Below are 23,388 nucleotides of genomic sequence, written 5' to 3'. Positions count from 1 at the left end.
AACGGCAAACGTGAGACCGAAAAGCTTTTCATATTGATGTTCACTGTGGTTTCACATCTCACTTATCACGTTTCACTTATTCTCTATCGATTGTTTGCTCAATAGAATTACCGAACGCTGAAGTGTGCGACGCAACAGGCGTCGATAGTAGCACGACAGCTAAGTACATACTTAAATTCTAAACGATGAGCAACACATTAGTCCAAAACATTACCTGGTTTAAGGCCTGCAGAGCAGCCGATGTTCCGCAAAACGGCGGCGTATGCGTAAAGTACAAGCACGAGCAAATAGCGCTTTATCATTTTACCCGCCGCGATGAATGGTACGCTACGCAAAACCTTTGTCCGCACAGAAGGCAGATGGTGCTGAGTCGTGGCATGATTGGCTCGCAAGCCGGTGAACCCAAAGTGGCTTGTCCTTTTCACAAAAAAACGTTCTCACTGGTTGATGGGCATTGCCTGAACGACGATGAATGCGAAAGCATCAGAACTTACCCCGTAAAAATTGAAAACGGCGTTGTGTTTATTGGCGTAGAAGAGGAAGGCGATGAAGATTACTGTTTAAATAAGTAGGCCCGGGAGATGGCAGTCCCCGCGGGCCGTTAGGTTTCAAAATAAAAGGCGTTCACTTTAAAACCCTCTCAAATCTACATGAAAAAAAGAACCAGAACCTTCTCTCTCTTGCTGGTTGCGTGTACACTCTTCTCCTTATACGCAACGGCACAAGTGACCCTTTCAGGTCAGGTGCGAACACGCACTGAATACAAGGACGGGCAAGGCGCTCCGCTTCCTATCGGTGCCAAACCGGCTTTCTTTACTTCGCAACGAACAAGACTATCCTTCGGTTACTCAACGTATCGTTTGAAGTTTGGTGTAACGGCGCAAGACGTTCGTGTGTGGGGACAAGATGTTTCAACTATGAATCGAACAACGACGCAAGATTTGAACGGTTTAATGTTGCACGAAGCTTGGGCTGAAATTGGTTTAACTGATACGGTAATTAAGAATAAAGCCTTGAGTTTAAAAATCGGCAGACAAGAATTGGTTTATGATGATCAACGCTTGCTCGGTAATCTTGATTGGTTGCAACAGGGCAGAAGACACGACGCTGCGTTGTTGAAATACGAAACAGGCGATTGGATGCTGCACTTTGGCGCAGCGTTTAATCAAAACAAAGAGGCCGCTTCGGGAACGCTTTACAACAGCACACCACCCGGAAATTATACCGCAAACACAAACGGCGGCAGCATGTACAAAAGCCTCTTTTTTTTGTATACTGGGAAGAAATTATCGAAGGGCAATGCATCGTTTCTTTTCCTGAACGACAATTTTAGCCAGTATCATTTGGATGGTGTATCAACAAAAATTTACGACACCAGCACTTGGAGCCGCGCAACAACGGGTTTTTATTACAACAATGCTTTCGACAAGTTATTAGTGATGGCTTCTACATATTACCAGTTTGGAAAGACAAGCGCTGGACAAGATTTAAGTGCCTGGCTTTTGAGTGGACAATTGGGTTATGCGTTATCGAAAAAGTTCTCGGTCTTTGCCGGTGCTGATCTTTATTCTGGAGGCACAAGCGGCGCAACAAGCAATGCCTTCGACCCTTTGTACGGCACGCCGCACAAGTTCGCTGGTCTCATAGATTATTTCTACGCCGCAAGCCCGTTTGGCAAGAATGGTTTGTTAGATTATTATGCGAAAGGCAAGTACAAAGCATCGGATAAATTCCTGCTTTCTGCAGATGTTCACCAGTTTAATTCGGCTACGGATGTAAGCGGCTACACGCAAAAAAGTTTAGGACAAGAAATTGATTTGGTAGGAAGTTACGCGTTAACAAAACAGATTGGTTTTGAAGCCGGTTACTCCCGGTACTTCACTACAACTTTACTTGCTTCAGCTTCGGTGAAAAATATTCAGAATGCAAAGCCTTCAGCCGATTGGGCCTATGTGATGATAAACGTAAAACCTGAGGTCCTTTTCAAATAAACACTTCGATTGTTTGCTATTGCTGACGATTGCTTACTCTTTTTAACGTCAAAACTTTTCTCATGTCAGCAACAACAAAACCGCTCACGCAGCTAAACATATTTTCATTGAAGGGTGTGCAAATGAAAACTTTTCACACCACCTGGCTCATGTTCTTTGTTTGCTTCTTCGGTTGGTTTGGGCTTGCGCCGCTCATGCCTACTATTCGCGAGGAATTGCATTTAACCAAATCACAAATTGGAAACCTGGTGATTGTTTCCGTTTCGTCAACCATTGTTGCGCGGTTGCTGATTGGTCGTTTGTGCGATACCTGGGGGCCACGTAAAACCGCCATCCGCTTGTTGTTGATTGGTTCGCTTCCGGTGTTCTTCGTTGGTTTAGCAAAAGATTACACAACCTTTTTATTGTTTCGTGCGGCCATTGGTTTGATTGGCGCATCTTTCGTTGTCACGCAGTTTCATACGTCAATGATGTTTGCCAAGAACATCAAAGGCACAGCAAATGCCGTTGCCGGTGGCTGGGGTAATCTTGGCGGCGGTGTTACCAACATGGTGATGCCGTTAATCTTCGCGGCCATTGTTGCTGCAGGGTTTACAAAAGGGGAAGCCTGGCGTTATGCGATGATTGTTCCCGGAGCCATGATGTTGATCGTCGCCTTTCTTTATTACAAGTTTACCAAAGACACGCCAATCGGTAACTACGACGAGATTGGCAGAACAAAAGCCACCCGCGAAAAAACCGATTACAGCATCCTTGCCGACTGGCGCATCTGGGCACTCATGTTTGCATACGCGATGTGCTTTGGTATGGAAATCACCTTTGATAACGTGGCTTCCTTGCACTTTGTAGACACGTTCAAACTTTCGCAATCATCGGCAGGTTTTTGGGCCGGTGTGTTTGGCTTCATGAACCTTTTTGCCCGTGCACTGGGCGGCGTTGTATCGGATAAAGTTGGCAGCAAACACGGCATGAAAGGCAAGGGCTTTCTGCTTGCGGCAATGTTGCTGTTGGAAGGCGTTGGTATCATCCTGTTTGCCAATGCCGGTTCGTTTGGATTGGCGATTGTTTGTATGTTGTCCTTTGCACTTTTTCTGAAAATGGCCAACGGTGCTACTTACGGCATCGTGCCTTTTATCAACGAAAAAAATGTAGGCCTGGTGAGCGGCATTGTCGGCGCCGGCGGCAACTTGGGTGGAATGTTGTTTGGCTTTTTGTTTAAAAGCAAAAGCATTACATACGTTGATGCGTTCACGTATATCGGCATCACTGTGATGGTTGTTTCGGCCGTTGTATTTGTAACGAAGTTTAAGAAAAGCGAAGCGACTGAATTTGTATTGGAGGAGAAAGAAATGGCGGTGGCGTAGGCCCATCCCAACAACCACTTCTGTCGGTGGTAGATGGTGCTAAAGCCCTTCCCGGTGGGAAGGGATGAATAACTTGAAAGCAAAAGAATACTGCTTTGAAGATGGTTGAAATAAGATTGAATCATTGTAAAGCAAGGGCTGTGTGTTGGTGGCCTTCCCACCGGGAAGGTCGGAATGGGCCGAATAGCGGCATGAACGTACAAGTGTGCGACGCAACACAAGCCTCATAGTAGCACCGCAGCTAAGTACATAAAAAAATTAATTGTGCAGAATGCCTGATCAAATGAAAAAGGAAAACGGAAATGGTTTTGGCAGTTTGAAAACAACCTGCTGCTATTGTGGTGTGGGCTGCGGCGTTGTTGTGCATAAAGATCGCAACGGAAAGTTGAGCGTGGAAGGCGATAAAGATCATCCGGTGAACAAAGGCATGCTTTGCAGCAAAGGCATGAACCTGCATTACACGGTAATGGATAAAAGCGACCGATTGTTCTATCCTGAAATGCGCTTGAACAAAAGCCTGCAACGTCAGCGTGTCTCGTGGAATGAGGCCTTGGATAGAACCGTATCGGTTTTCAAAACATTGATTGAAAAGTTTGGCCCCGAAAGCGTCGCGTTTTATGCATCGGGACAATGCCTGACCGAAGAATATTATGTGCTCAACAAACTGGTAAAAGGTTTCATCGGCTCAAACAACGTAGACACCAATTCAAGGCTTTGCATGAGCAGTGCCGTTGCAGCCTATAAAATGAGCTTGGGCGAAGACAGCGTGCCAGTTTGTTATGATGATATTGAACACACCGATTGCATTTTTGTAGCCGGTGCAAATCCCGCCTGGTGTCACCCGATCATTTGGCGAAGAGTAGAAGCGGCAAGAGAAAAAAATCCGGCACTAAAAATAATTGTTAGCGATCCGCGGAAAACACAAACGGCGTCTTATGCGAATGTGCATTTGCAAATTAAACCGGGTACAGACATTGTCTTGCATCATGCCATTGGAAGGGTATTGATTGAAGCAGGCGACATTGATGCTTCTTTCATTAAAAATCACACGGAAGGTTTTGAAGCGTACAGCAAGAAAGTCATGCAACGAACCGTTGCCGAAGCCGCAAAAATTTGCGACGTATCGGAACAAAGTATTCGCGAAGCGGCGACCTATATTGGTTCGGCAAAAGGTTTTTTGACAATGTGGACGATGGGCTTGAACCAAAGCGCAGTAGGTGTTAACAAGAATCTTTCACTCATCAATCTGAATCTAATCACAGGCTATATTGGCAAACCAGGAAGCGGACCGTTTTCATTAACCGGCCAGCCGAACGCAATGGGTGGAAGAGAAGTAGGCGGGCTTGCAAACTTGTTGCCTGCGCATCGCAATCTCGCTAATGAAGAAGACAGAAAATACGTGCAAGCTTTTTGGAAAAGCGGAGCTATTTCTGCAAAGCCGGGATACACCGCCACGGAAATGTTTGATGCTTTGCATGAAGGCAAATTAAAAGCGGTTTGGATTATGGGTACGAATCCATTAGTGAGTTTGCCCGATGTGCGCAAGGCTGAAGAAGCGTTAAAGAAAGCCAAGTTTGTGGTAGTGCAAGAGGCAAGCATCAAGCCCGAAACCTTGAAGTATGCCGACGTTGTTTTTCCCGCTGCAACATGGGCGGAGAAAGAAGGCACGATGACGAATGCCGAACGGCGCATTACGTACTTAAATAAAATTGTTGACGCTCCCGGTGAAGCGTTGCCCGATGCGGAAATTCTTTGCCGCTTTGCACAAAAGATGGGCTTTGAAGGCTTTGATTTTAAGAGCTTCGCCGATATCTACAAAGAACATTGTGCGTTAACGAAAGGCACGAGCATTGACATCAATGCACTGAGTTATGATGTACTCAAAGCAAAGCGAAGCGTACAGTGGCCAATCAATGAAAGAGGTGAGGGCACGCAACGTTTGTTCACCGACAAAAAGTTCTACACACCTTCAAAGCGGGCAATCATTCATGCAGTGGATGACGATAATTTATCCGAATCCACAACGAAATATTTGCCACTCATCTTAACCACGGGCCGCATTCGCGACCAATGGCATACGATGACAAAGACGGGAAAAGTAAGTAAGCTAAAACAGCACATCGCCAATGCGTTTTTGGAAATTCATCCTGATGATGCAGCCGAGAGAAGCATTGCTGAAGGCAATTTGGTGGAAATTACCAATGGCCGCGGAACCGTCCGCGTGAAAGCAAAGCTTTCCACAGAAATAAAAAAGGGTGTTGTGTTTTTGCCCATGCATTGGGGCAAGATTTTGAACAACGATCTGAATCGTGCAAACAACCTTACGAACAATCTTGTTGACCCAATTTCTAAAGAACCGGACTTTAAGTTTTCGGCCGTTGAGGTAAAGGGTTACAAAAAGCCGGAACAAAAAATAATCGTGATTGGTGCAGGCGCCGGTGCGTTTGGCTTTGTAAAAAGCTACCGCGCAATGAACACCGAAGACGCGATTGAAGTCTTCAGCAAAGAAGCCTTTCCTTTCTATAACCGCGTCATGCTTCCCGATTACATCAGCGGCGCGCAGGAATGGAAACAGTTGATAAAAATGAAAGAAGAAGAGGAGCGCAGCTTCAACATCACACTGCATCGCGGCGTAAGCATTGAACACATTGACCGCGAAGCAAAAATTGTAACCGATAACAACGGCGTTAAGCACAACTACGATCTATTGTTGATGGCAACCGGCAGCCGTCCGTTTATGTTGAAAGACGTTCCGGATTTGAAAGGCATCTTCACCATGCGTAGCCGCACCGACGCGGACAGTTTTAAATCGCATGTTGATCCGTCAAAAGGCAAGGTGGTTATCGTTGGCGGCGGTTTGCTCGGCATTGAACTCGCCGCATCGCTTCGTGAAGTAGGCGTGGAGGTTTGCATCGTGCAACGCATCTCTCGATTGATGGACCGACAGCTTGATGTGTTGGGCAGCCAGCTTCTGCACGAAGAACTGGAAGAAAAAGGCGTTGACATTTATTACAACGATGAAGTGGAACGCTTTCTCGGCACGGAAAATCTCGCCGGCATCAAATTAAAAAGTGGACTGGAAATTTCGGCGCAAGCCGTTGTCATTGCCATCGGCACAATACCCAATGTGGAACTGGCAAAAGCTTGCGGGCTTGATACGAAGCGTGGTGTTGTTGTGAACGATTACCTCCTTACTTCCGATCCCAGTATTTATGCGGTTGGCGAGATTGCCGAGTTCCGTGGATTTCTGTACGGCATCACGGCAGCGGCTGAACAACAAGCGGAGATTGTTGCGAGGCATTTGAGCGGAGACATTTCGCACTTCTATGATGGGTCGCTGCTCATGAACATTTTAAAAATGCACGGCACTGATTTGTGTTCGCTTGGCTTGGCCGAAGCACCGCCGAATGATCCTTCTTACGAAGAAGTAATTTTTCTTGATAAGGCAAAACGTTACTATAAAAAGTGCATCATTCACAACGATCGCTTGGTGGGTGCAATTCTTATCGGCGACAAATCCGAGTTTCTTGAATTCCGTGATTTAATTCAGAATAAGCTCGAGTTGTCCGAAAAACGATTGGATCTTTTACGTTCCAACAAAAAGGCAGAACCCGTCATTGGTAAATTGGTTTGTTCCTGCGGCGGCGTGGGCGAAGGAAACATCGTTAATAAAATAATGGAAGGTTGTACCGAGTTGAAAGCCTTGTGCGCTGCTTCCGGGGCGGGACAAGGCTGCGGCAGTTGCCGACCCGAAGTGCAGGCAATATTGGATAAACTAAAATTGGGTGAAGAAATAAAGATGACCGATGAAGAATTGAAAGTAATTAGAGCTTAGATAGAGTTTTTCTAGGTAACCGGCGCCGGTAATCCTGTTCAGCTTTCGTTGCGTCGCACTCTTTTACGTTCTTATCGTTATTCAACAGGCTAAGTTGTCTTGGTGCAACATCTAATTGATAGCAAGAATAATTTGTCATTTAAAAGAAAGACATGCAAACACAACCCATCGTTATCAATTTCACCGGTGGCATTGTTTCTCCTGGTTACCTGACAGAAATATTGGAGGCGGCGCAAGCCGCAAGGGTTTCGCACGTTCGCTTCGGTTTGCGCCAGCAGTTGCGCATGGATGTGCCGTCAAACTTCTTCAAAGCCTTTCTCCAAACTTGCAGCGAAAAAAACATTACTGTTTATAAAGCAAAAGAAGCCGTACCAAATATTGTCAGTTCGTATCCGGCTGCGGGCATTTTTACTACCGACAGTTGGCTTCGCGAAGGCGTGTACAAAGATGTTTTCAGTTTGTTTACGCATACGCCGCAATTAAAAATCAATATTTGCGACAGCAGACAATCCTTCGTTCCGCTTTTCACCGGTCACATTAACTGGGTTTCGTCTTCTGCCGAACATTTCTGGCATTTGTACATCCGCTTTCCAAAAACAGGCAAGTTGTACCGTTGGAAAGAACTTGTGTACACGAATGATTTGCCTTTGTTGTCGCAACGCATCGAGCAGGAAATTATTGCCGATAAATTTTTGTTTTTCGGAAACGAGGCTGCCGATGGAGCCTTATTGTATCAACGTGTAAAAGCACTCACGGCTTACGTAAACAAGCCCGCAACCGAAACTGTTTTTGTTGATTTTTCCCTGCCTTATTACGAAGGGTTCAACAAGGCAGCTAACGATTATTGGCTGGGCATTTACCGACGCAACGAAAAGTTTTCCGTTGATTTCTTATTGGACGTTTGCCAGGTTTGTTTGCAATCACGCATTGGTCAATTGTACACAACGCCGTGGAAAAGCATCATCGTTAAAAACATTGATCCGGGTACGCGAAAGTTGTGGGATTATGTGCTCGGCAAATACCGCATCAACGTTCGCCATGCAGCCAACGAATTAAACTGGCAGGTAGAAGATCATAACGAAAAAGGATTGCAACTCAAAAGTCTTGTCATTCGCCACTTCGATAAAGAAGACGTACGTACTTTCGGACTTTGTTTTGCCATACAAACGGAACCGGCTTCCAACTTGTTTGGTTGCGTTGTCATTCGCAAGCAGCAAAACAAAAATCCGCACCGCTTAAAAGCGCTTGAGCGTTACGATATTCTCTACAAAAAAGATTTCAATCCGAACGGCAACGAAATGATTCTATTTCGTGAAAGCGTGGAAAAAGATTTTATTGGCACCTATCTCGCAAGTCTTTGCAAATTTTTTTACGAGGACCGAAGCGCCACGCCGTTACTGCCAACAAAAACATTGCAGGAAGTCGTCGTCAAAAAAACAACCGTGGTTCACCAGTGTCCGAGATGCCAAACCGTGTACGTGCCCGCATTAGGCGATCAATTGCAAAGCATTGTTGAAGGCACATGCTTTGAAACTTTACCGGCTAATTATAGTTGCCCACTTTGCGAAACACCGAAAGAAGAATTTGTGGAAGTGGAGTGGGAGGAAGGCTAACTTAGAAATGAAGATTGGCAATAAGCCCGGCATCGTTATTACAATTCCTCCGGTGTATTGTAATTGTTGAACGCGGAAAGGTCTTTCTCTTTTACCGGAATGTAGTTTGTGTTTAGTATGTCAAGCATGTGCATCATGCTAAAACGTTTAAGGTTTCCTTCCCGGAAGGAGTCATAAATCTTTCGCAAGCCTTTGGCCGAATAAATGCCGCACAGCGGTTGCCGTTTTTCTACTGTTTGATAAACACAGGCTTCGCCTTTTTCTTTTTGGTACACATCGTACAGGTCTTGCAGCAAGGCTGCGGTTATGTTTTTGAGGTCGCAGGCCAGCACCAGTAAATCTTCGGTTGGCAATTGCAGGTGAACGCTCAACAAACCAAACAGCGGCGCTTTGGCGTCGAAGATTTCGTTATCAACAAGTAGTTGTTCGTTGGGAAAGATTTGTGCATAAGCTTGAACCTGTTGCCGGTTAACAGAAATCACAACGGACAACTGAAGCGCAGCAAGTTTTTGCGCGGCAACTTCAGCCCAGGTTGAATTTTCTTCTTTCAGAAGTCCTTTGTCACTTCCCATTCTTGTGCTGGCTCCGCCGCAAAGTACAACGCCTGTCATTGATGATGATTTAGTAGCCTAAATGTCCCGAACTTTTTGGGGTATCACCGCATACCCTTATGCAAAAACCTTTGTCGATGATTACCGGACATGAAATTAAACGGTGCGTTTATCATTAATTCTCTCATCCGCCAATAGCAATCATGCTGCGGTTGTGAATTTGCTCGCCGTGCACTTCTTCAACCGTTGAAGAAAACTGCCCGCCGTGCGAAGCATGCTTGCGCAGAATGTTTTGCCGGATCAGGTCTTCAACGTTTTCGCCCGTGCGCAAAGCGGTCAGCAAGTCCGTTTCTTCCCTGGCAAACAAACAATTTTTGAGCCTGCCATCGGCCGTTAAGCGAATGCGGTTACACGTACCGCAAAAAGGCTGCGTCATGGTACTGATGACGGCAAAGGTTCCGGCGTGGCCGGGTACAGTATATTTTTTTGTGGTATCGTTCGGCGCATCTTCCAGTTTGATAACGCTGTAACGGCTTTCGATTGTTTGCAAAATTTCCGCTAACGAAACTACCTTGTCGCTGTTCCAGCGGTTGCCGTCAAACGGCATGAACTCAATAAAGCGAACGTGCACCGGCGTGTTCTTCGTCCACTCAATAAAATCGTTTATCTCGGCATCATTCATTCCTTTCATCAGCACAACGTTCACCTTTACGTGCAGGCCTTCGGCAACGGCCGCATGAATGTTCCGCCACACCCGTCCAAAATGGTTGCGGCGTGTAACAAGGTTAAATTTGTCCGCATTCAGCGTATCGAGGCTAATGTTCAGCGAGCGAACGCCGGCGGTTTTTAGAGGCGATAAAAATTCGTGCAGCCGCACGCCGTTTGTTGTCAGCGACAACGTGACGGGCATTCGTCCAAGCGCTTCAATGATTTGTGCGGCGTCTTTTCGCACCAGCGGTTCGCCGCCTGTCAGGCGAATTTTTTCAACGCCAAGACTGACAAAAATTTTTGCGAGAGATTCTACCTCGGTAGCCTGCATTAATTGCTCCGAAGGCATAAAATCGTAGTCTTCTTCGGGCATGCAATAAAAGCAGCGCATGTTGCACTTGTCGGTAAGCGAAATGCGCAGGTAATTGTGCTGCCTGTTGAAGCCGTCGAGTAGCATGGGTTAAAGGTAGAAAGCCGTTGCTTGCCTACCGTCATGTGCTCTTCATTTAATTACCCGAAGTTTTTCTTTTTGGAACCGGCTAAAGAATACCCATGAAGCACCGGTTGCGTCGCACTCGTGTACGTTCTTATCGCTATTCAGCGCCGTCAGGCGCTGTACCTTGGTAGGAAAATAGGTTGTTGATGTTTGCTCGGCTCCGCAGGAGCCGCACTTGTTCAATCATTTTGTACGACTCCTACGGAGCCGAGCAAACATCAACAACGTCCCGAACGCACAAGTGTGCGACGCAACCGGTGCTTAATAGAATTACCACTGCCGGTTACATAAAGCCCTTCGTGGCTTTGCCGCTTTGCTTCCTTGCCTGAAATCCACGCAAATAAAAAATCGCTCAAAATTCCCTGTGCCAGAAAAGATTTTTTTCACACAAAACGCACAGAATTCAAGGCCCGCTTGGAGTGCAAATTTTTACACAGCACTTATCCACCGATGTGCATATCTCTGGCCCTTTTTTTTCGACCTGTAAATCTACATTCGTCGTCCGCCCCAAGATTTTTTGGGCCGGTCTGCGAAGCAAAAAACTTACTTCTTCAACATAAAAAATTAGGACATGGGCAGTGCAAAACCAACAACCAAGGGACTTACGTTTCAGCGTAAGTACACCCGCGACGACGTGAACGTTTACGACCAATTCGAGTACGATTACCGCACTTCCGTCATTCGCAACCCGAGCGGCGAAGTGGTGTTTGAAATGAACAACGTGGAAGTGCCGAAGCAGTGGAGCCAGATTGCCACCGACATTCTTGCGCAAAAATATTTTCGCAAGGCCGGAGTGCCGCAAGCGGATGGTTCGCTGGGCCGCGAAACGTCGGCCAAGCAAGTGGCGCACCGCATGGCTAACTGCTGGAAAGTGTGGGGCGAACGTTACGGCTATTTTGCTTCATCAACCGATGCGCAAGTTTTTTACGAAGAGTTGGTTTACTCTATCCTTAACCAAATGTGCGTGCCCAACAGCCCGCAGTGGTTCAACACTGGTTTGCACGAAAGCTACGGCATCACCGGCAAGCCGCAGGGCCATTATTACGTTGATCAAAACGATGGACAACTGAAAAAGTCCACATCAGCATACGAACGTCCTCAGCCCCACGCCTGCTTCATCTTGAGTGTGGAGGATGACCTGGTGAACGAAGGCGGCATCATGGACCTTTGGGTTCGCGAAGCCCGCATATTCAAATACGGTTCAGGCGTGGGCACTAATTACTCTAACCTTCGCGGCGAAGGCGAGAAGTTAAGCGGCGGTGGTACATCGAGCGGCTTGATGTCTTTCTTAAAAATCGGTGATAGAGCCGCAGGTGCAATTAAGAGCGGTGGCACAACGCGTCGTGCAGCCAAGATGGTTTGCCTTGATCTGGACCATCCAGAGATTGTGCAATTTGTGAACTGGAAAGTGGAAGAAGAAAAGAAAGTGCAAGCCCTGATTGATGCCGGCTATCCTTCCGATTACGAAGGAGAAGCTTACCGCACGGTAAGCGGACAAAACTCGAACAACTCCGTTCGCATTCCGAATTCCTTCTTTGAAAAATTAGAGAAGGGCGAAGACTGGGAACTTACCGCACGTACTGATGGCCGCGTGATGAAGAAAGTTCCTTCAAGAGAATTGTGGAACCAGATTGCTTACGCTGCCTGGCGTTGTGCCGACCCGGGAACACAATACAACACGACTATTAACGAATGGCATACTTGTCCCGAAGGCGGTGAGATTCGTGCATCGAATCCCTGCTCGGAATACATGTTCCTCGACAACACGGCTTGCAACCTGGCCTCTGCCAACCTGATGAAGTTTTTCAATTTTGAAAACAACACATTGGACGTAGAAGGCTTTGAATACTGCTGCCGCTTGTGGACGACCGTTCTTGAAATCTCCGTATTGATGGCGCAGTTTCCTTCGCAGGAAGTGGCGCAATTAAGTTACGAATACAGAACCCTTGGTTTGGGTTATGCAAACCTTGGAACGGTGCTGATGGTAAGCGGTATTCCGTACGACAGCGACAAGGCCCGCGGCATTGCCGGTGCGGTTACGGCCATCATGACCGGCACGGCTTACAAAACTTCTGCGGAGATGGCCGAAGTAATGGGTGCCTTCCCTCGCTACGAAGAAAACAAGGAACACATGATGCGGGTAATGCGCAACCACCGCGCTGCCGCTTACGATGCTTCGGAGTACGAAGGCTTAAGCGTGAAGCCGCAAGGATTAAAAGCGCAACACACACCAAGCTATTTGCTGAATGCGGCTTGCAAGGCCTGGAACGAAGCCGTAGAGCTGGGCGAAAAATTTGGGTACAGAAATGCACAAGCCACAGTGATTGCCCCAACGGGTACAATTGGTTTGGTGATGGATTGCGACACAACCGGCGTTGAACCCGATTTCGCTCTCGTTAAATTCAAAAAACTTTCCGGCGGCGGTTACATGAAAATTGTGAACCAGTCGGTTCCTGTTGCATTAAAGAATTTAGGTTACAACGAAAAAGAAGCCGAAGCGATTATTAAATATGCGGTCGGTTCAGGATCGTTTGCCGGCGCGCCGTTTATCAATCATCAAACGCTTTCTGAAAAAGGGTTCATTGCTTCTGAAATTGCGAAGCTGGATAAAGCGGTTGGCAGTGCGTTTGAAATTGGCTTTGTATTCAACGTGTACAACCTTGGCGAAGAATGTTTGAAACGCCTTGGCTTCACGCCCGAACAATACTACAACTTCGAATGGAGCTTGCTGGAAGCACTTGGTTTCAGCGACGAACAAATTGAAGCGGCCAACGATTACGTGTGCGGCACGATGACACTTGAAGGCGCACCGTATCTAAAACCCGAACATCTTCCGGTGTTTGACTGCGCCAACAAATGCGGCAAGAAAGGACAACGCTACATTCACGCACACGGTCACATCAGGATGATGGCCGCTGCGCAACCGTTCATCTCCGGCGCCATTTCCAAAACCATCAACCTGCCGCACGAAGCGCAGATTGAAGAAATTGCCGACTCGTATTTGTTAAGCTGGCAGTTGGGTTTGAAAGCCTGCGCTTTGTATCGTGATGGCTCCAAACTTTCGCAACCGCTCTCAAACAAATCGGACAAGAAGAAGAAGGCGGACGACGGTCAACAGACAACGGACGACAGTAAAGCAACGTCAGTTGTCAGTGGACAGTCAAGCGTGGACTCTTCCATCGTTGACATGGGCAAACTCACCGTACACGAACTTTTAGAAGAAGTACAAAAACGTGTGCAGTCCTCGCCCGACACGCAACTCAAACGCGAATTGGCCAAGATTGTGGAGCGTCGTTCGCTGCCCGCAAAACGCCGGGGCTTTACGCAAAAAGCAAAGATCAACGGCCAGGCCATCTTCGTTCGCACTGGCGAGTACGGCGACGGAACGTTGGGCGAAATCTTCATTGACATGGCGAAGGAAGGCGCCACGATGCGCAGCATGTTGAACTGCTTTGCCATTGCCGTTTCGGTGGGCCTGCAATACGGCGTGCCGCTGGACGAATACGTGGACAAATTTGTGTTTACCAAGTTTGACCCGGCCGGTTTTGTCGAACACCCGAACATCAAGTCGGCAACGTCTATCATTGATTTTATCTTCCGCTTGCTGGGTTACGAATATTTAAACCGCACAGACCTTGTGCACGTGTTGGACAAACCCGAAGTGAGCAATCTTGGTAACGAGCCCTGGGACGATGTAGAGCCGTTGAAGCCCGAGCCAAAGCCAGAGTTGAGCAGCGTAAGAGTTGTGGCAGGCACGCCTCAATCTGTGAAAGCGGCTGCACACAAAGCTGGAAGCTCGATGGATGCGGTGAACGTTGCGGCCAAGAGCATGCAAAGCGATGCACCGGCTTGCAATACCTGCGGACATATTACGGTAAGAAGCGGCACTTGCTATAAATGCCTGAACTGCGGCAATAGCATGGGTTGCAGCTAAGAAGTTTACTTATTAACCCACGATGTTGAATAAAAAGAATCCCGCCGTGAGGCGGGATTCTTTTGCATAAACAATAGCACATTAAAAGGTTATCAATAAAGTTGTCAGAGTTTTAAAAACTGCCGGTAAACAACGCGGCCGTTTTTACAGTGAAACATCAGTAAATAGGGTCCTCCGGGCAAAGTGGCCACCGAGAGCTGAAGGCGTTGAAGTCCGGTTAGTGAATACGATGGCATTATGAGCTGTCCGCTGGCAGAAATAATCTGAAGCGATGTGAATTTGTATTCCGCCCTCAAACTGTCAATAACAAGTTGATTGCGGACCGGGTTTGGAAAAACCAAAAGATGAGCGTCGTTGGGCTGAACGGCAATTATCGCAGTGGGTGTGTTTACCGTTAAAGTAAGTACGTTGCTAATGGCAACGTTGGGTACCGCACAAGAAGCCGCACTTGTAACTAAGCACCTGATTTTTGTTCCCGATTGCAAGGCAGTATAAATGAGTGTGGAGGATGTGCCGTTGATAATGTTTTTCCATCCAGTGCTGGATGAACTGTCCTGCCATTGATAAGAAGGGTTTACACCGCCATTGATTACTTGCGCTGTGAGCGAGGTTGTTTGGCCCTGAACGACGAACGTGTTGCCAACAATGTTGGCGCCTGGTGTTACGGACGACAAACTTTGTACAGTAAACGGAACGCTGTAAACAACAGCCTGCGAGGCACAGGGCAAACTGCTGGTAAGCCGGCAGCGAATTTTACTGCCCGATTTAGCAGCGGTATATAAAAACTGGGAGGTGATAGCGCCGGTAATGTCCGTCCATCCCGCCAAACCTGTGCTATCTTGCCACCGCACCGCACCCGTCGAACCAATATTTTCAACGTCGGCCGACAGCGAGAGCGGGCCGCTTGGACCGCAGACTCCCAACGGACAGGCAGCCGTTTTAATAGCCGGTTGCAAAACCGCCGCAACGGCTATTTTGTAAACATTGCTTGTGTCGCCGTCAACCACAGCCCTGAAAAGATAACCGTTCCAATTAAGTGGCAGCCGGCTCAATTGCAACACACTTGTTTGTGTGCCGCTTACATCAGCGTTGTTGCTTAGGGGCACAAAGCCACTTCCGCTGTTTTGCTGCCATTGGTATGTATTGCCTGTAAGAGACGAAGACAACGACAACGCCGCACCTGCACAAGCTGCAAAGGTTTGCTCCACTTTGTTTTCGTACACCAAAACATATCCTGAAATCGATTGCGTGGTAATCAACTCTGGCTTGCCATCGGCTGTTAAATCAGAGAGCAAGAGATTGGGATCATTTGTTTGCACATTCACTTCTACAAAGGGACTTATTGGGTCAAACGACAGGCGGCAACCAATGCTTTTGTTTGCCAACACGGCAACGGTGCGAGAAGAACCAGAGTGCCCCCGGTCAGCGGCTATATCCTGTTTGCCATCGCCATTTATGTCGCCGGTGGTTACGTGTTGTGTTTGATAAAGGAAAGCCACACCGGTTGCCGGTTCAAAAGCTATGGTGCCTTGCACCGATTTATTCAGATAGTTCGATATTCTCTCGGTCCCATAGCACGCAACAGACAGGTCAGCTATCCCATCACCATCAAGGTCGCCTGCTGCCAGCGAAACCCCTTGTGAACCTGTTCCCAAAGAATATCTTGTCGAGTTATCAAACAAAATATTTCCTGCCGAACTGTTGTTGCGAAAAAACACCAACGAATCATTTTGTGAAGAGAGCAAAGCGATGTCTGTACGGCCATCACGGTCGAAGTCATAGAGCTTCAAATACTCTCCTGCCGTAGCTGCGAATGGCGCTGTCGATAAATTTTCTGGATTGTTAAAAGACAGGGCACCCGCTATGGTGGTGTTATGCAGCAGTTGAACCTTTCCTTGGTTTGTAAACATGATGTCAGGCTTGCCATCATTGTCCATATCGGCAACATCCAAACTCTCGTTCCGCTGTGGCGCTGTATAAGCCAGAGGGGGTGCAAAAGAGATAGTGCCGGGTGAGCTGGTATTTTTTAGGACGTAAATGGTTCCGTCGCAGGCCGCAACTAATTCAGGCAAGCCATCGCCGTTAAGGTCAGCCAGCAGTATGTTGCGGCCCGAAAGGCCTTGCATAAGCCGTTCGGTTTTGGGAGCGAAACTTAGCTTGCCAAAAGCCGATGTATTGCGCAGGAAAGCAAGCGTGAAAGCGGTTGCACCCAAGTCGCTTGTGGTGACCAAATCCGGCTTGCCATCAGCATCCAAATCGCCGATGGCCACCCATACAGCACCGGGTGCACCAGGAAATGTGGCAGCCGTGCCAAAGGTTTTTGTGCTGAAGTACGGATCCCCGCCCGGAAAAGTTACATTGAATGGGTCGGTGGCGAAACCCGTTAAACCGGTAACCGTATTGGTGACGGTGAAGGCTTGGCGGTTGGCACCCTTGGGAACAACAACAGATAATGACGTTGAAGAAGCAGTAAGTACAGTGGCACGAACAGCGCCGAACCAAACAATGTTATTTGCCGGCAACGGGTTGAAGTTGCTTCCTTGAATGGTAACAGTTGTTCCAACCACGCCGGCCTGTGGAGAATAAGATGTAATTTTTGGTTGAGCGAATGAATGAAATGTGCAAAGAAGAGAAAAAGCGAAAAAGAAGACGATAAAACGTTTCATAGTGAGGGAAAATATGCTTACAAAGGGGACAAAATAAAGATATTTTTTCTTTTTTTGCCGTTGTTGGTGTTGAGGCGTGGCCAATTGTTTAGCCCACCAACAACCGAAGCACGAATGCCTCGCTTTTCCTCGGTAGTTCACTACGTTCAATTGGGCTTCAACGCTGCGTCATTATTAAAGCGATTTTATCAACTCTCCAATAAAAGCAAAAAGGCCGCCTTTTGAGCGGGATAAAAAAGTTCATGCAGTGTTTTCTTCTTTGGTGAAAGCGGAAACGTTTTTCCAGCAATAAAACGAACGCTGCATCTTTCGTTCTTTCTTGTCGCTGCAGGAACAGAACAGGAGAAGAATAAAAATGCAGCGTTCAAAAAATTATGCGAAGCCACCGGCTTATTTGCCGCCAAACATGCCGTTCACCGCGCCGGAAAGCATGGGGTATTTTTCCACGACGAAAGTGCGGATGGTTTCCATTACTTTTTGCGCTTGTTCGTCGGTGAGGTTTACATCGGTTTTCAACCGTTCTACCAGTTCGTTTACCTGGCCGCTTACGTTGTCTTTGTTCAGTCCAAACATTGGAAAAATTATGAGTTAAGAGTTATGAATTATGAATGTGATTGCAGACGTGAGAATGAAACTGTCTGTCTTCCGTCATCAATCCTCGCTTACGCTACTTTAAGCAGGCTCATTTTGCTCTTGTCGAATTTGCGTTGTGCGTATTCGAGGTCAAGCGTGAAGTATTTTTCTTTTGATGAAGGCAGTTCAAACATGGCATCGGTTAAAATGCCTTCGCAAATGCTGCGCAGGCCTCTTGCACCGAGTTTGTATTCCAGCGCCTTCTCTACCATGAAATCAAGCACGTCATCTTCAATGGTAAGCTGAATGCCTTCCAGTTCAAACAGGCGAACGTATTGCTTGATGAGTGCATTTTTTGGTTCGGTAAGAATGGCTCTCAGCGTGCTTGCGTCCAACGGATCAAGATGCGTAACCACCGGCAGGCGGCCAAGCAATTCGGGAATCAGGCCAAAGGCTTTTAAGTCTTGTGCATTCACATAACGCAGGAGGTTTTTCTTCATGTTCTCCTGCTGTGTTTTGTCCACGTTAAAGCCAATGGTGTTGGTTTGCACACGGCGGGCAATCACGCGGTCAATGCCGTCGAAGGCGCCTCCGCAGATGAAGAGAATATTTTGCGTGTTGATTTTAATGAGCTTTTGCTCGGGATGCTTGCGGCCGCCTTGCGGTGGAACCAAAACATCCGTGCCTTCTAACAGCTTCAACATGCCTTGTTGCACGCCTTCGCCGCTTACGTCGCGGGTGATGGAAGGGTTGTCGCTTTTGCGGGCAATCTTGTCAATTTCATCAATGTACACGATGCCGCGTTCGGCAGCGGCCACGTCATAATTGCAAACCTGAAGCAAGCGGGTTAAGATGCTTTCCACGTCTTCACCCACATAGCCGGCTTCGGTAAATACGGTAGCGTCCACAATGGCAAAGGGAACGTTCAAAAGCTTGGCGATGGTTTTGGCCAGCAGGGTTTTGCCCGTGCCGGTTTCGCCCACCATTATAATGTTGCTCTTTTCAATCTCCACTTCGTCTTTGGGAGCGTCATTGTTTTTGTACTGGAGTCGTTTGTAGTGGTTGTAAACGGCAACGGCCATCACTTTCTTCGCCTCGTCCTGGCCGATCACGTATTCGTCGAGGAACTTTTTGACTTCTACCGGTTTTTTAACGCTTAGCTTAAAGGTGGAAGGGGTGGTTTTTTCTTCCCGCACCATCAGCTCCTGTTCAATGATTTCACGGGCATGGTCCACGCAGTTTTCGCAAATATGTCCTTCCTGCCCCGCAATCAGGATTTTTACTTCATCCCGGCTACGGCCACAAAACGAACAGTGTAAGATGTTTTTCGCCATGTTGGTTGAATCAAGTGTTATAGAACCCAAAATGCCGCCAAAAGCTGCATCGGCGGCAAAAATAGAGAATTCATTTTGGGCGGCTGGAAAAACGGGAAAGGTTTTATGGGAATCTTAGCAACCCTCTGTCTCGCTAAAGGGAGAACTTAGGCTGATGATACTTTCCTTGCTTTAATTTTTACAACAGCCGGTAGTTTTCTGCTACAGAGAGTCTTTCCCTACACCTCCGTGGCTTTGTGCCGCGTGGTTCCAATTGTTCAAGGGATAAATAAGCTCCTGGCATATAAAAAAGGCAGCGTTAAAGGCTGCCTTTTTTCGTAAAGTTTGTTCCACCTAAGTTCCCTTTAGGGACAGGGTTTACAGGGGATTTACAGCTTGTTAATGATCTTGTCAACAATGCCGTACTCGATGCTTTTTTCTGCGTCCATCCAATAGTCTCGTTCAAAATCTTTTTTGATGCGCTCGAGTGTTTGGCCGGTATTCTCCGCCAGAATTTGTGCGCCCATCAGTTTTGTCCGTAGAATCTGTTCGGCGTGAATTTCCATGTCGGCGCTTACACCTTGAATGTGTCCGCCAAGCGAAGGCTGGTGAATCATTACTTCGCCGTGCGGAAAGATGAAGCGTTTGCCTTTTTCACCGGCGCTTAAAAGGATGCTTCCCATTGATGCGGCAAGCCCCATGCAAATGGTGCTCACGGGTGATGAAATCAATTTCATCATGTCGTAAATGACCATACCACTGGTAACAGAACCACCCGGACTGCTGATGTAGAATTTAATTTCCTTGCCGGGCGCATCGGCTTCAAGAAGCAAAAGTTTTGTCACCACGTCTTTCGCGGACTTATCATCTACCACGCCCCAGAGGTAGATGCTGCGGGTGTCGTAAAAATGTTTTTCCATCCGCTTGTACAACATGCGGGTGTCCACTTCAGCCCGCTCTTCTTTTTCTTCCTCGTCAGGTTCGGGTTCGCCGGGTGTGCCGGGTTCGGGACTCATTCTGCTGAAGTAGGGATTCATCAATCGTTCCTGAAAACTCATCGTATAATTTCTTTAGAGGTGAATATTTTTGTAATGTCAAGATTCAAAATTCAAAAGCCAAAATTCAAAACGAGTCTGGGTGAGTAAAGCCTCTTCTGATTTCTGACTGCTGACGTCTGATTGCTTACTTGTCTTTTTTCTCTTTGCGGGGATTGGTCAATAAAACTTCATCAACCAAACCATATTCTTTTGCTTCCATTGCCGTCATCCAGTAGTCGCGGTCGAAATCGGCTTCTACTCTTTCATAAGTTTGGGTAGAGTGGTTAACGACAATGTCGTATAACTCACGCTTCAGTTTGCGGATTTCTTTTACGGTGACTTCAATGTCGGTGGCTTGTCCGCCAATGGCGCCGCTGGGCTGGTGCATCATTACTCTTGCGTGTTTTAATGCGGCCCGCTTGCCCTTGGTGCCGGCTGCCAAAAGAACGCTGCCCATTGATGCAGCCATGCCGATGCAGATTGTGGCTACATCGGGACTTACGTATTGCATGGTATCGTAAACACCTAAACCTGCGTACACCGATCCGCCAGGCGAATTAATGTACATGTTGATGTCTCTTGTTCTATCAGTAGAATCAAGGAAAAGCAATTGTGCGGTGATGATGTTGGCCACTTCATCGCTGATGGGATAGCCGAGGAAGATGATGCGGTCCATCATCAGGCGGCTGTAAACGTCCATTACCGCTACGTTCATGGGACGTTCTTCAATAATGTTTGGTGTGAGGGCGGTAACAAGATATTTGTTGTAACTGTCCAGTGTGTTGCTCGAAAGGCCTCTGTGCTTTACAGCGTATTTTTCAAATTCCGATGGTAAACTCATGTTCGTCTGAATTAGGTTTTTGCAAATTAATGGAAGATGGACTTACAAATACCGTGCTTAGCAAAAAAGGCGGACAAAAGGGCAGGAAGGAGGTTTGTGGTTGACGTGATGAGTGTAGAGACTTATTTCTCACCAGCCTAACTTTTTTGCGAAAGATATAAAGGCAAAAGGCTTTTACCGTAGCACGAAACCAAAAACCAATCAGGGAACACCGTTTGCAACGTTTCTAAAAAACGCATGTTCATTCCCATCGGCGATGATAACCGCGACAGGCAAACGACGCCTTATGTCAACTATCTTTTTATCATCCTCAATATTCTTGTCTTTGTGTTTTTGCAGGGCTTTGGACGCAACGATGTGTTCACCTATGGTTACAGCACTGTGCCCGCCGAAATTTTAACCGGCCGCGATTGCGTTACAGAAGCAAAAGTGTTTCAGGATGCCGTGACCGGACAAGTATTTACCGTGCCGGGTTTGCAGCCCACAAACATTCCGGTTTATCTAACGTTGTTCACATCAATGTTCATGCACGGCGGCCTGGCGCATCTTGCGGGCAACATGCTCTTTCTTGGCATCTTCGGCGACAACATTGAAGACAGCATGGGGCATAAGGCTTATTTTTTCTTTTACCTGCTTTGCGGTGTACTGGCCGGGCTGAGTCACGTACTGATATCGGCTTATACAAGTCAAAGTATTTTCATTCCAAGCCTTGGTGCGTCAGGCGCCATCTCCGGCGTTATGGGCGGTTATCTTTTGTTGTTTCCGCGGCGTACCGTTCGCGTATGGATTTTCTTTTTCATCGTTGGCATACCCGCCGTTATTGTTGTGGGCATTTGGTTTGTTTTTCAGCTTATCAACGGTGCCGGTATGTTGGGCGGCGAGGAAGCCGGCGGCGTGGCCTATGCCGCACACATCGGCGGATTTATTGCGGGGTTTGTTTTGGTAAAGATTTTTGCGAAGAAGAGAAAAGTGCAGCTAATACAGGAAAGAAAACCGCGCTGGTAAACATTCAATTGCAAATTCGGAAGCGTCAAAATATTCGCCGTCCACGTGCGCCGGAACAATGCCATCGGCTTTTACGTGAACGCTGCCGGTTTTCAGATACGTTACGAATGGAAGATTGGCGTGTTTGCCCTTTTCGATCAGGGGCAGGTAACGTAAACGCATAAGTCGCGATACGTGGCCGATGATGTAAACGTCCAGTTGCCGGTCGTTTATCAGGCCTTCTGGATTGAGTTGAAAGCCACCGCCGTAACGCCGCCCGTTGGCTACGGAAATCATCAGGCATTTTTTGCCCCAGTTAAAGGTTTCACTGCTGACCGTACAAAGAAATTTTTTAAAGAAAAAGATGTTTCGCAACACCACGGCATAATAAGAAATCTTGCCGTTCCATTTGTCTTTCCCCAAAAGATCCTGCACCACCTTGCCGTCGAAGCCAATGCCAACGCCGTTTAAAAAAAGATGGTTATTACAATAGCCGGCGTCAACGGGTTTGGATAGTGCTTGCAGAACGTGTTCGACCTGTTCGGCCACCGAAAGATCGCCATAGAGGAGCCATTGAAAACTGTTACCCGTTCCGCCTTTAAAAATCGCTATCGGCAAATCGAACTGCGGATAATGATTAATGAAATAATTCAACGTGCCGTTGCCGCCCACAACCCAGGCTTCGGTAAAATCGATCCAGTTTTCAGGCCACGTTAGGGTGAAGGCTGTGTGTTCAATTTTCTTTTCTTGCAGCAGCGCAATGATTTCGTCGCCAACGGCCAGAGCCTTTTGGTGAAACGGGTTGATGACGAGTGCAACGTTGCGGGAAATGATCATTGCGGCCTTTGAAAAATACGAAACTAATCAAGAAGCAAGATGTACGCCGTTCTCTTTCGACAAAGGCAAAGCTTTCATGGTTAATGTTCTTCAATTTGGCGAAACTTTGTTTCTGCCGCTGGCCGTGCGAGAGCTTTGGCGCGTCTCCTTTGCGTTCATAAAAAATCATTTTCCCCGATTCAAAAAACCGCTAACTTGATTGTCTCTTTTCACCTAAAAAATAGAAGCCATGACCACACAAGAAATTGTATTGACAACGCAGGAAGTTGCGGCCCGCTTTAATGAATTAGCCAAAGAAGGACGCTTTGATGTCATTCAGGAAGAACTCTTTTCACCGGATGTTGTAAGCATTGAGCCAACGGGCGGAAACCTGCCCAATGCAGAAGGCATTGCCGCCATTAAAAAAAAGGGCGAGGATTTTAACGCCATGATTGAAGAAATGCACGGCGGCTGGTGCAGCGAGCCGGTAATTGGTGGAAATTTTTTCAGCGTTGCAATGGGGATGGAATGCACGATGAAGGGTAGTCCCGAACGCATGAAAATGGACGAAGTAGCCGTGTACGAAGTAAAGAACGGCAAAATTGTGAAAGAGCAATTCTTCTTTTAAGTGAGACGCGGAATTCCTAAGACGTGAAACCGAACAAA

Annotated in this window: 17 protein-coding genes; 9 read left to right on the top strand and 8 right to left on the bottom strand. The window is 47.3% G+C overall.

What is annotated here, in order from left to right; genetic code table 11:
* The first annotated feature begins 185 nt into the window (after positions 1–185).
* The 5 genes from nirD (at position 186) to FSB75_RS09500 (ending at position 8,803) form a co-directional block, all read left to right on the top strand.
* Positions 186–572: a nitrite reductase small subunit NirD gene (gene nirD / locus FSB75_RS09520; RefSeq protein WP_146786182.1), complete on the top strand. Its 387-nt coding sequence runs from the start codon at positions 186–188 to the stop codon at positions 570–572.
* Between the two features lie 78 nt (positions 573–650).
* On the top strand, positions 651–1,991 hold the full coding sequence (locus tag FSB75_RS09515; protein ID WP_146786180.1) for an alginate export family protein: 1,341 nt from the start codon (positions 651–653) through the stop codon (positions 1,989–1,991).
* A gap of 62 nt (positions 1,992–2,053) precedes the next feature.
* Positions 2,054–3,355 carry an MFS transporter gene (locus FSB75_RS09510; RefSeq protein ID WP_146786177.1) on the top strand — a complete coding sequence of 434 codons (1,302 nt, stop codon included), beginning with the start codon at positions 2,054–2,056 and terminating at the stop codon, positions 3,353–3,355.
* A gap of 283 nt (positions 3,356–3,638) precedes the next feature.
* A complete protein-coding gene (locus FSB75_RS09505) occupies positions 3,639–7,190 on the top strand; it encodes a nitrate reductase (RefSeq protein ID WP_146786174.1) in 3,552 nt (1,183 codons plus the stop codon).
* A gap of 152 nt (positions 7,191–7,342) precedes the next feature.
* Entirely contained in the window at positions 7,343–8,803 is a 1,461-nt protein-coding gene (locus FSB75_RS09500) for a rubredoxin (RefSeq protein ID WP_146786172.1), read from the top strand.
* A 38-nt stretch (positions 8,804–8,841) separates the two neighbouring features.
* Here the strand turns inward: FSB75_RS09500 and FSB75_RS09495 are convergent, their stop codons facing one another.
* A complete protein-coding gene (locus tag FSB75_RS09495; RefSeq protein ID WP_146786169.1) occupies positions 8,842–9,414 on the bottom strand; it encodes a molybdenum cofactor guanylyltransferase in 573 nt (190 codons plus the stop codon).
* Between the two features lie 124 nt (positions 9,415–9,538).
* Entirely contained in the window at positions 9,539–10,519 is a 981-nt protein-coding gene (gene moaA / locus FSB75_RS09490; RefSeq protein WP_146786167.1) for a GTP 3',8-cyclase MoaA, read from the bottom strand.
* A gap of 610 nt (positions 10,520–11,129) precedes the next feature.
* Here moaA and FSB75_RS09485 point away from each other — a divergent pair.
* On the top strand, positions 11,130–14,492 hold the full coding sequence (locus FSB75_RS09485; protein ID WP_146786164.1) for a vitamin B12-dependent ribonucleotide reductase: 3,363 nt from the start codon (positions 11,130–11,132) through the stop codon (positions 14,490–14,492).
* A gap of 104 nt (positions 14,493–14,596) precedes the next feature.
* Here FSB75_RS09485 and FSB75_RS09480 read toward each other — a convergent pair whose 3' ends face one another.
* From FSB75_RS09480 to FSB75_RS09460, 5 genes are all read right to left on the bottom strand, one after another.
* Positions 14,597–17,158: an FG-GAP-like repeat-containing protein gene (locus FSB75_RS09480; RefSeq protein ID WP_146786161.1), complete on the bottom strand. Its 2,562-nt coding sequence runs from the start codon at positions 17,156–17,158 to the stop codon at positions 14,597–14,599.
* Between the two features lie 390 nt (positions 17,159–17,548).
* Positions 17,549–17,731 carry a hypothetical protein gene (locus FSB75_RS09475; RefSeq protein WP_146786159.1) on the bottom strand — a complete coding sequence of 61 codons (183 nt, stop codon included), beginning with the start codon at positions 17,729–17,731 and terminating at the stop codon, positions 17,549–17,551.
* An 89-nt stretch (positions 17,732–17,820) separates the two neighbouring features.
* Positions 17,821–19,065, bottom strand: coding sequence for an ATP-dependent Clp protease ATP-binding subunit ClpX (clpX, locus tag FSB75_RS09470; RefSeq protein WP_146786156.1), 1,245 nt, complete (start codon positions 19,063–19,065; stop codon positions 17,821–17,823).
* A gap of 368 nt (positions 19,066–19,433) precedes the next feature.
* A complete protein-coding gene (locus tag FSB75_RS09465; RefSeq protein WP_227990882.1) occupies positions 19,434–20,102 on the bottom strand; it encodes a ClpP family protease in 669 nt (222 codons plus the stop codon).
* A 124-nt stretch (positions 20,103–20,226) separates the two neighbouring features.
* Positions 20,227–20,922 carry a ClpP family protease gene (locus tag FSB75_RS09460; protein ID WP_146786154.1) on the bottom strand — a complete coding sequence of 232 codons (696 nt, stop codon included), beginning with the start codon at positions 20,920–20,922 and terminating at the stop codon, positions 20,227–20,229.
* 237 nt (positions 20,923–21,159) lie between these two features.
* Here FSB75_RS09460 and FSB75_RS09455 point away from each other — a divergent pair, with 237 nt between their 5' ends.
* A complete protein-coding gene (locus FSB75_RS09455; RefSeq protein ID WP_146786152.1) occupies positions 21,160–21,927 on the top strand; it encodes a rhomboid family intramembrane serine protease in 768 nt (255 codons plus the stop codon).
* Here FSB75_RS09455 and FSB75_RS09450 read toward each other — a convergent pair.
* Complete coding sequence (locus tag FSB75_RS09450) at positions 21,898–22,743, bottom strand: diacylglycerol/lipid kinase family protein (protein WP_146786149.1); 846 nt, start codon at positions 22,741–22,743, stop codon at positions 21,898–21,900. The two genes, FSB75_RS09455 and FSB75_RS09450, sit on opposite strands and share 30 nt — an antisense overlap.
* Here FSB75_RS09450 and FSB75_RS09445 point away from each other — a divergent pair.
* Both FSB75_RS09445 and FSB75_RS09440 read left to right on the top strand, forming a co-directional pair.
* A complete protein-coding gene (locus tag FSB75_RS09445) occupies positions 22,736–22,942 on the top strand; it encodes a hypothetical protein (RefSeq protein ID WP_146786146.1) in 207 nt (68 codons plus the stop codon). The two genes, FSB75_RS09450 and FSB75_RS09445, sit on opposite strands and share 8 nt — an antisense overlap.
* A 30-nt stretch (positions 22,943–22,972) precedes the next feature.
* A complete protein-coding gene (locus FSB75_RS09440) occupies positions 22,973–23,350 on the top strand; it encodes a nuclear transport factor 2 family protein (protein ID WP_146786143.1) in 378 nt (125 codons plus the stop codon).
* Positions 23,351–23,388: the final 38 nt, after the last annotated feature.

Source organism: Flavisolibacter ginsenosidimutans (genome assembly GCF_007970805.1).
Taxonomy (GTDB): Bacteria; Bacteroidota; Bacteroidia; order Chitinophagales; family Chitinophagaceae; genus Flavisolibacter; species Flavisolibacter ginsenosidimutans.
This window is presented reverse-complemented; position numbering and strand designations above follow the sequence as displayed.

What these genes read in the sequence shown, in the direction of transcription:
- nirD (WP_146786182.1), top strand. Translation starts at nt 186, where the DNA reads ATGAGCAACACATTAGTCCAAAACATTACCTGGTTTAAGGCCTGCAGA.
- FSB75_RS09515 (WP_146786180.1), top strand. Translation starts at nt 651, where the DNA reads ATGAAAAAAAGAACCAGAACCTTCTCTCTCTTGCTGGTTGCGTGTACA.
- FSB75_RS09510 (WP_146786177.1), top strand. Translation starts at nt 2,054, where the DNA reads ATGTCAGCAACAACAAAACCGCTCACGCAGCTAAACATATTTTCATTG.
- FSB75_RS09505 (WP_146786174.1), top strand. Translation starts at nt 3,639, where the DNA reads ATGAAAAAGGAAAACGGAAATGGTTTTGGCAGTTTGAAAACAACCTGC.
- FSB75_RS09500 (WP_146786172.1), top strand. Translation starts at nt 7,343, where the DNA reads ATGCAAACACAACCCATCGTTATCAATTTCACCGGTGGCATTGTTTCT.
- FSB75_RS09495 (WP_146786169.1), bottom strand. Translation starts at nt 9,414, where the DNA reads ATGACAGGCGTTGTACTTTGCGGCGGAGCCAGCACAAGAATGGGAAGT.
- moaA (WP_146786167.1), bottom strand. Translation starts at nt 10,519, where the DNA reads ATGCTACTCGACGGCTTCAACAGGCAGCACAATTACCTGCGCATTTCG.
- FSB75_RS09485 (WP_146786164.1), top strand. Translation starts at nt 11,130, where the DNA reads ATGGGCAGTGCAAAACCAACAACCAAGGGACTTACGTTTCAGCGTAAG.
- FSB75_RS09480 (WP_146786161.1), bottom strand. Translation starts at nt 17,158, where the DNA reads ATGAAACGTTTTATCGTCTTCTTTTTCGCTTTTTCTCTTCTTTGCACA.
- FSB75_RS09475 (WP_146786159.1), bottom strand. Translation starts at nt 17,731, where the DNA reads ATGTTTGGACTGAACAAAGACAACGTAAGCGGCCAGGTAAACGAACTG.
- clpX (WP_146786156.1), bottom strand. Translation starts at nt 19,065, where the DNA reads ATGGCGAAAAACATCTTACACTGTTCGTTTTGTGGCCGTAGCCGGGAT.
- FSB75_RS09465 (WP_227990882.1), bottom strand. Translation starts at nt 20,102, where the DNA reads ATGAGTTTTCAGGAACGATTGATGAATCCCTACTTCAGCAGAATGAGT.
- FSB75_RS09460 (WP_146786154.1), bottom strand. Translation starts at nt 20,922, where the DNA reads ATGAGTTTACCATCGGAATTTGAAAAATACGCTGTAAAGCACAGAGGC.
- FSB75_RS09455 (WP_146786152.1), top strand. Translation starts at nt 21,160, where the DNA reads ATGTTCATTCCCATCGGCGATGATAACCGCGACAGGCAAACGACGCCT.
- FSB75_RS09445 (WP_146786146.1), top strand. Translation starts at nt 22,736, where the DNA reads ATGATCATTGCGGCCTTTGAAAAATACGAAACTAATCAAGAAGCAAGA.
- FSB75_RS09450 (WP_146786149.1), bottom strand. Translation starts at nt 22,743, where the DNA reads ATGATCATTTCCCGCAACGTTGCACTCGTCATCAACCCGTTTCACCAA.
- FSB75_RS09440 (WP_146786143.1), top strand. Translation starts at nt 22,973, where the DNA reads ATGACCACACAAGAAATTGTATTGACAACGCAGGAAGTTGCGGCCCGC.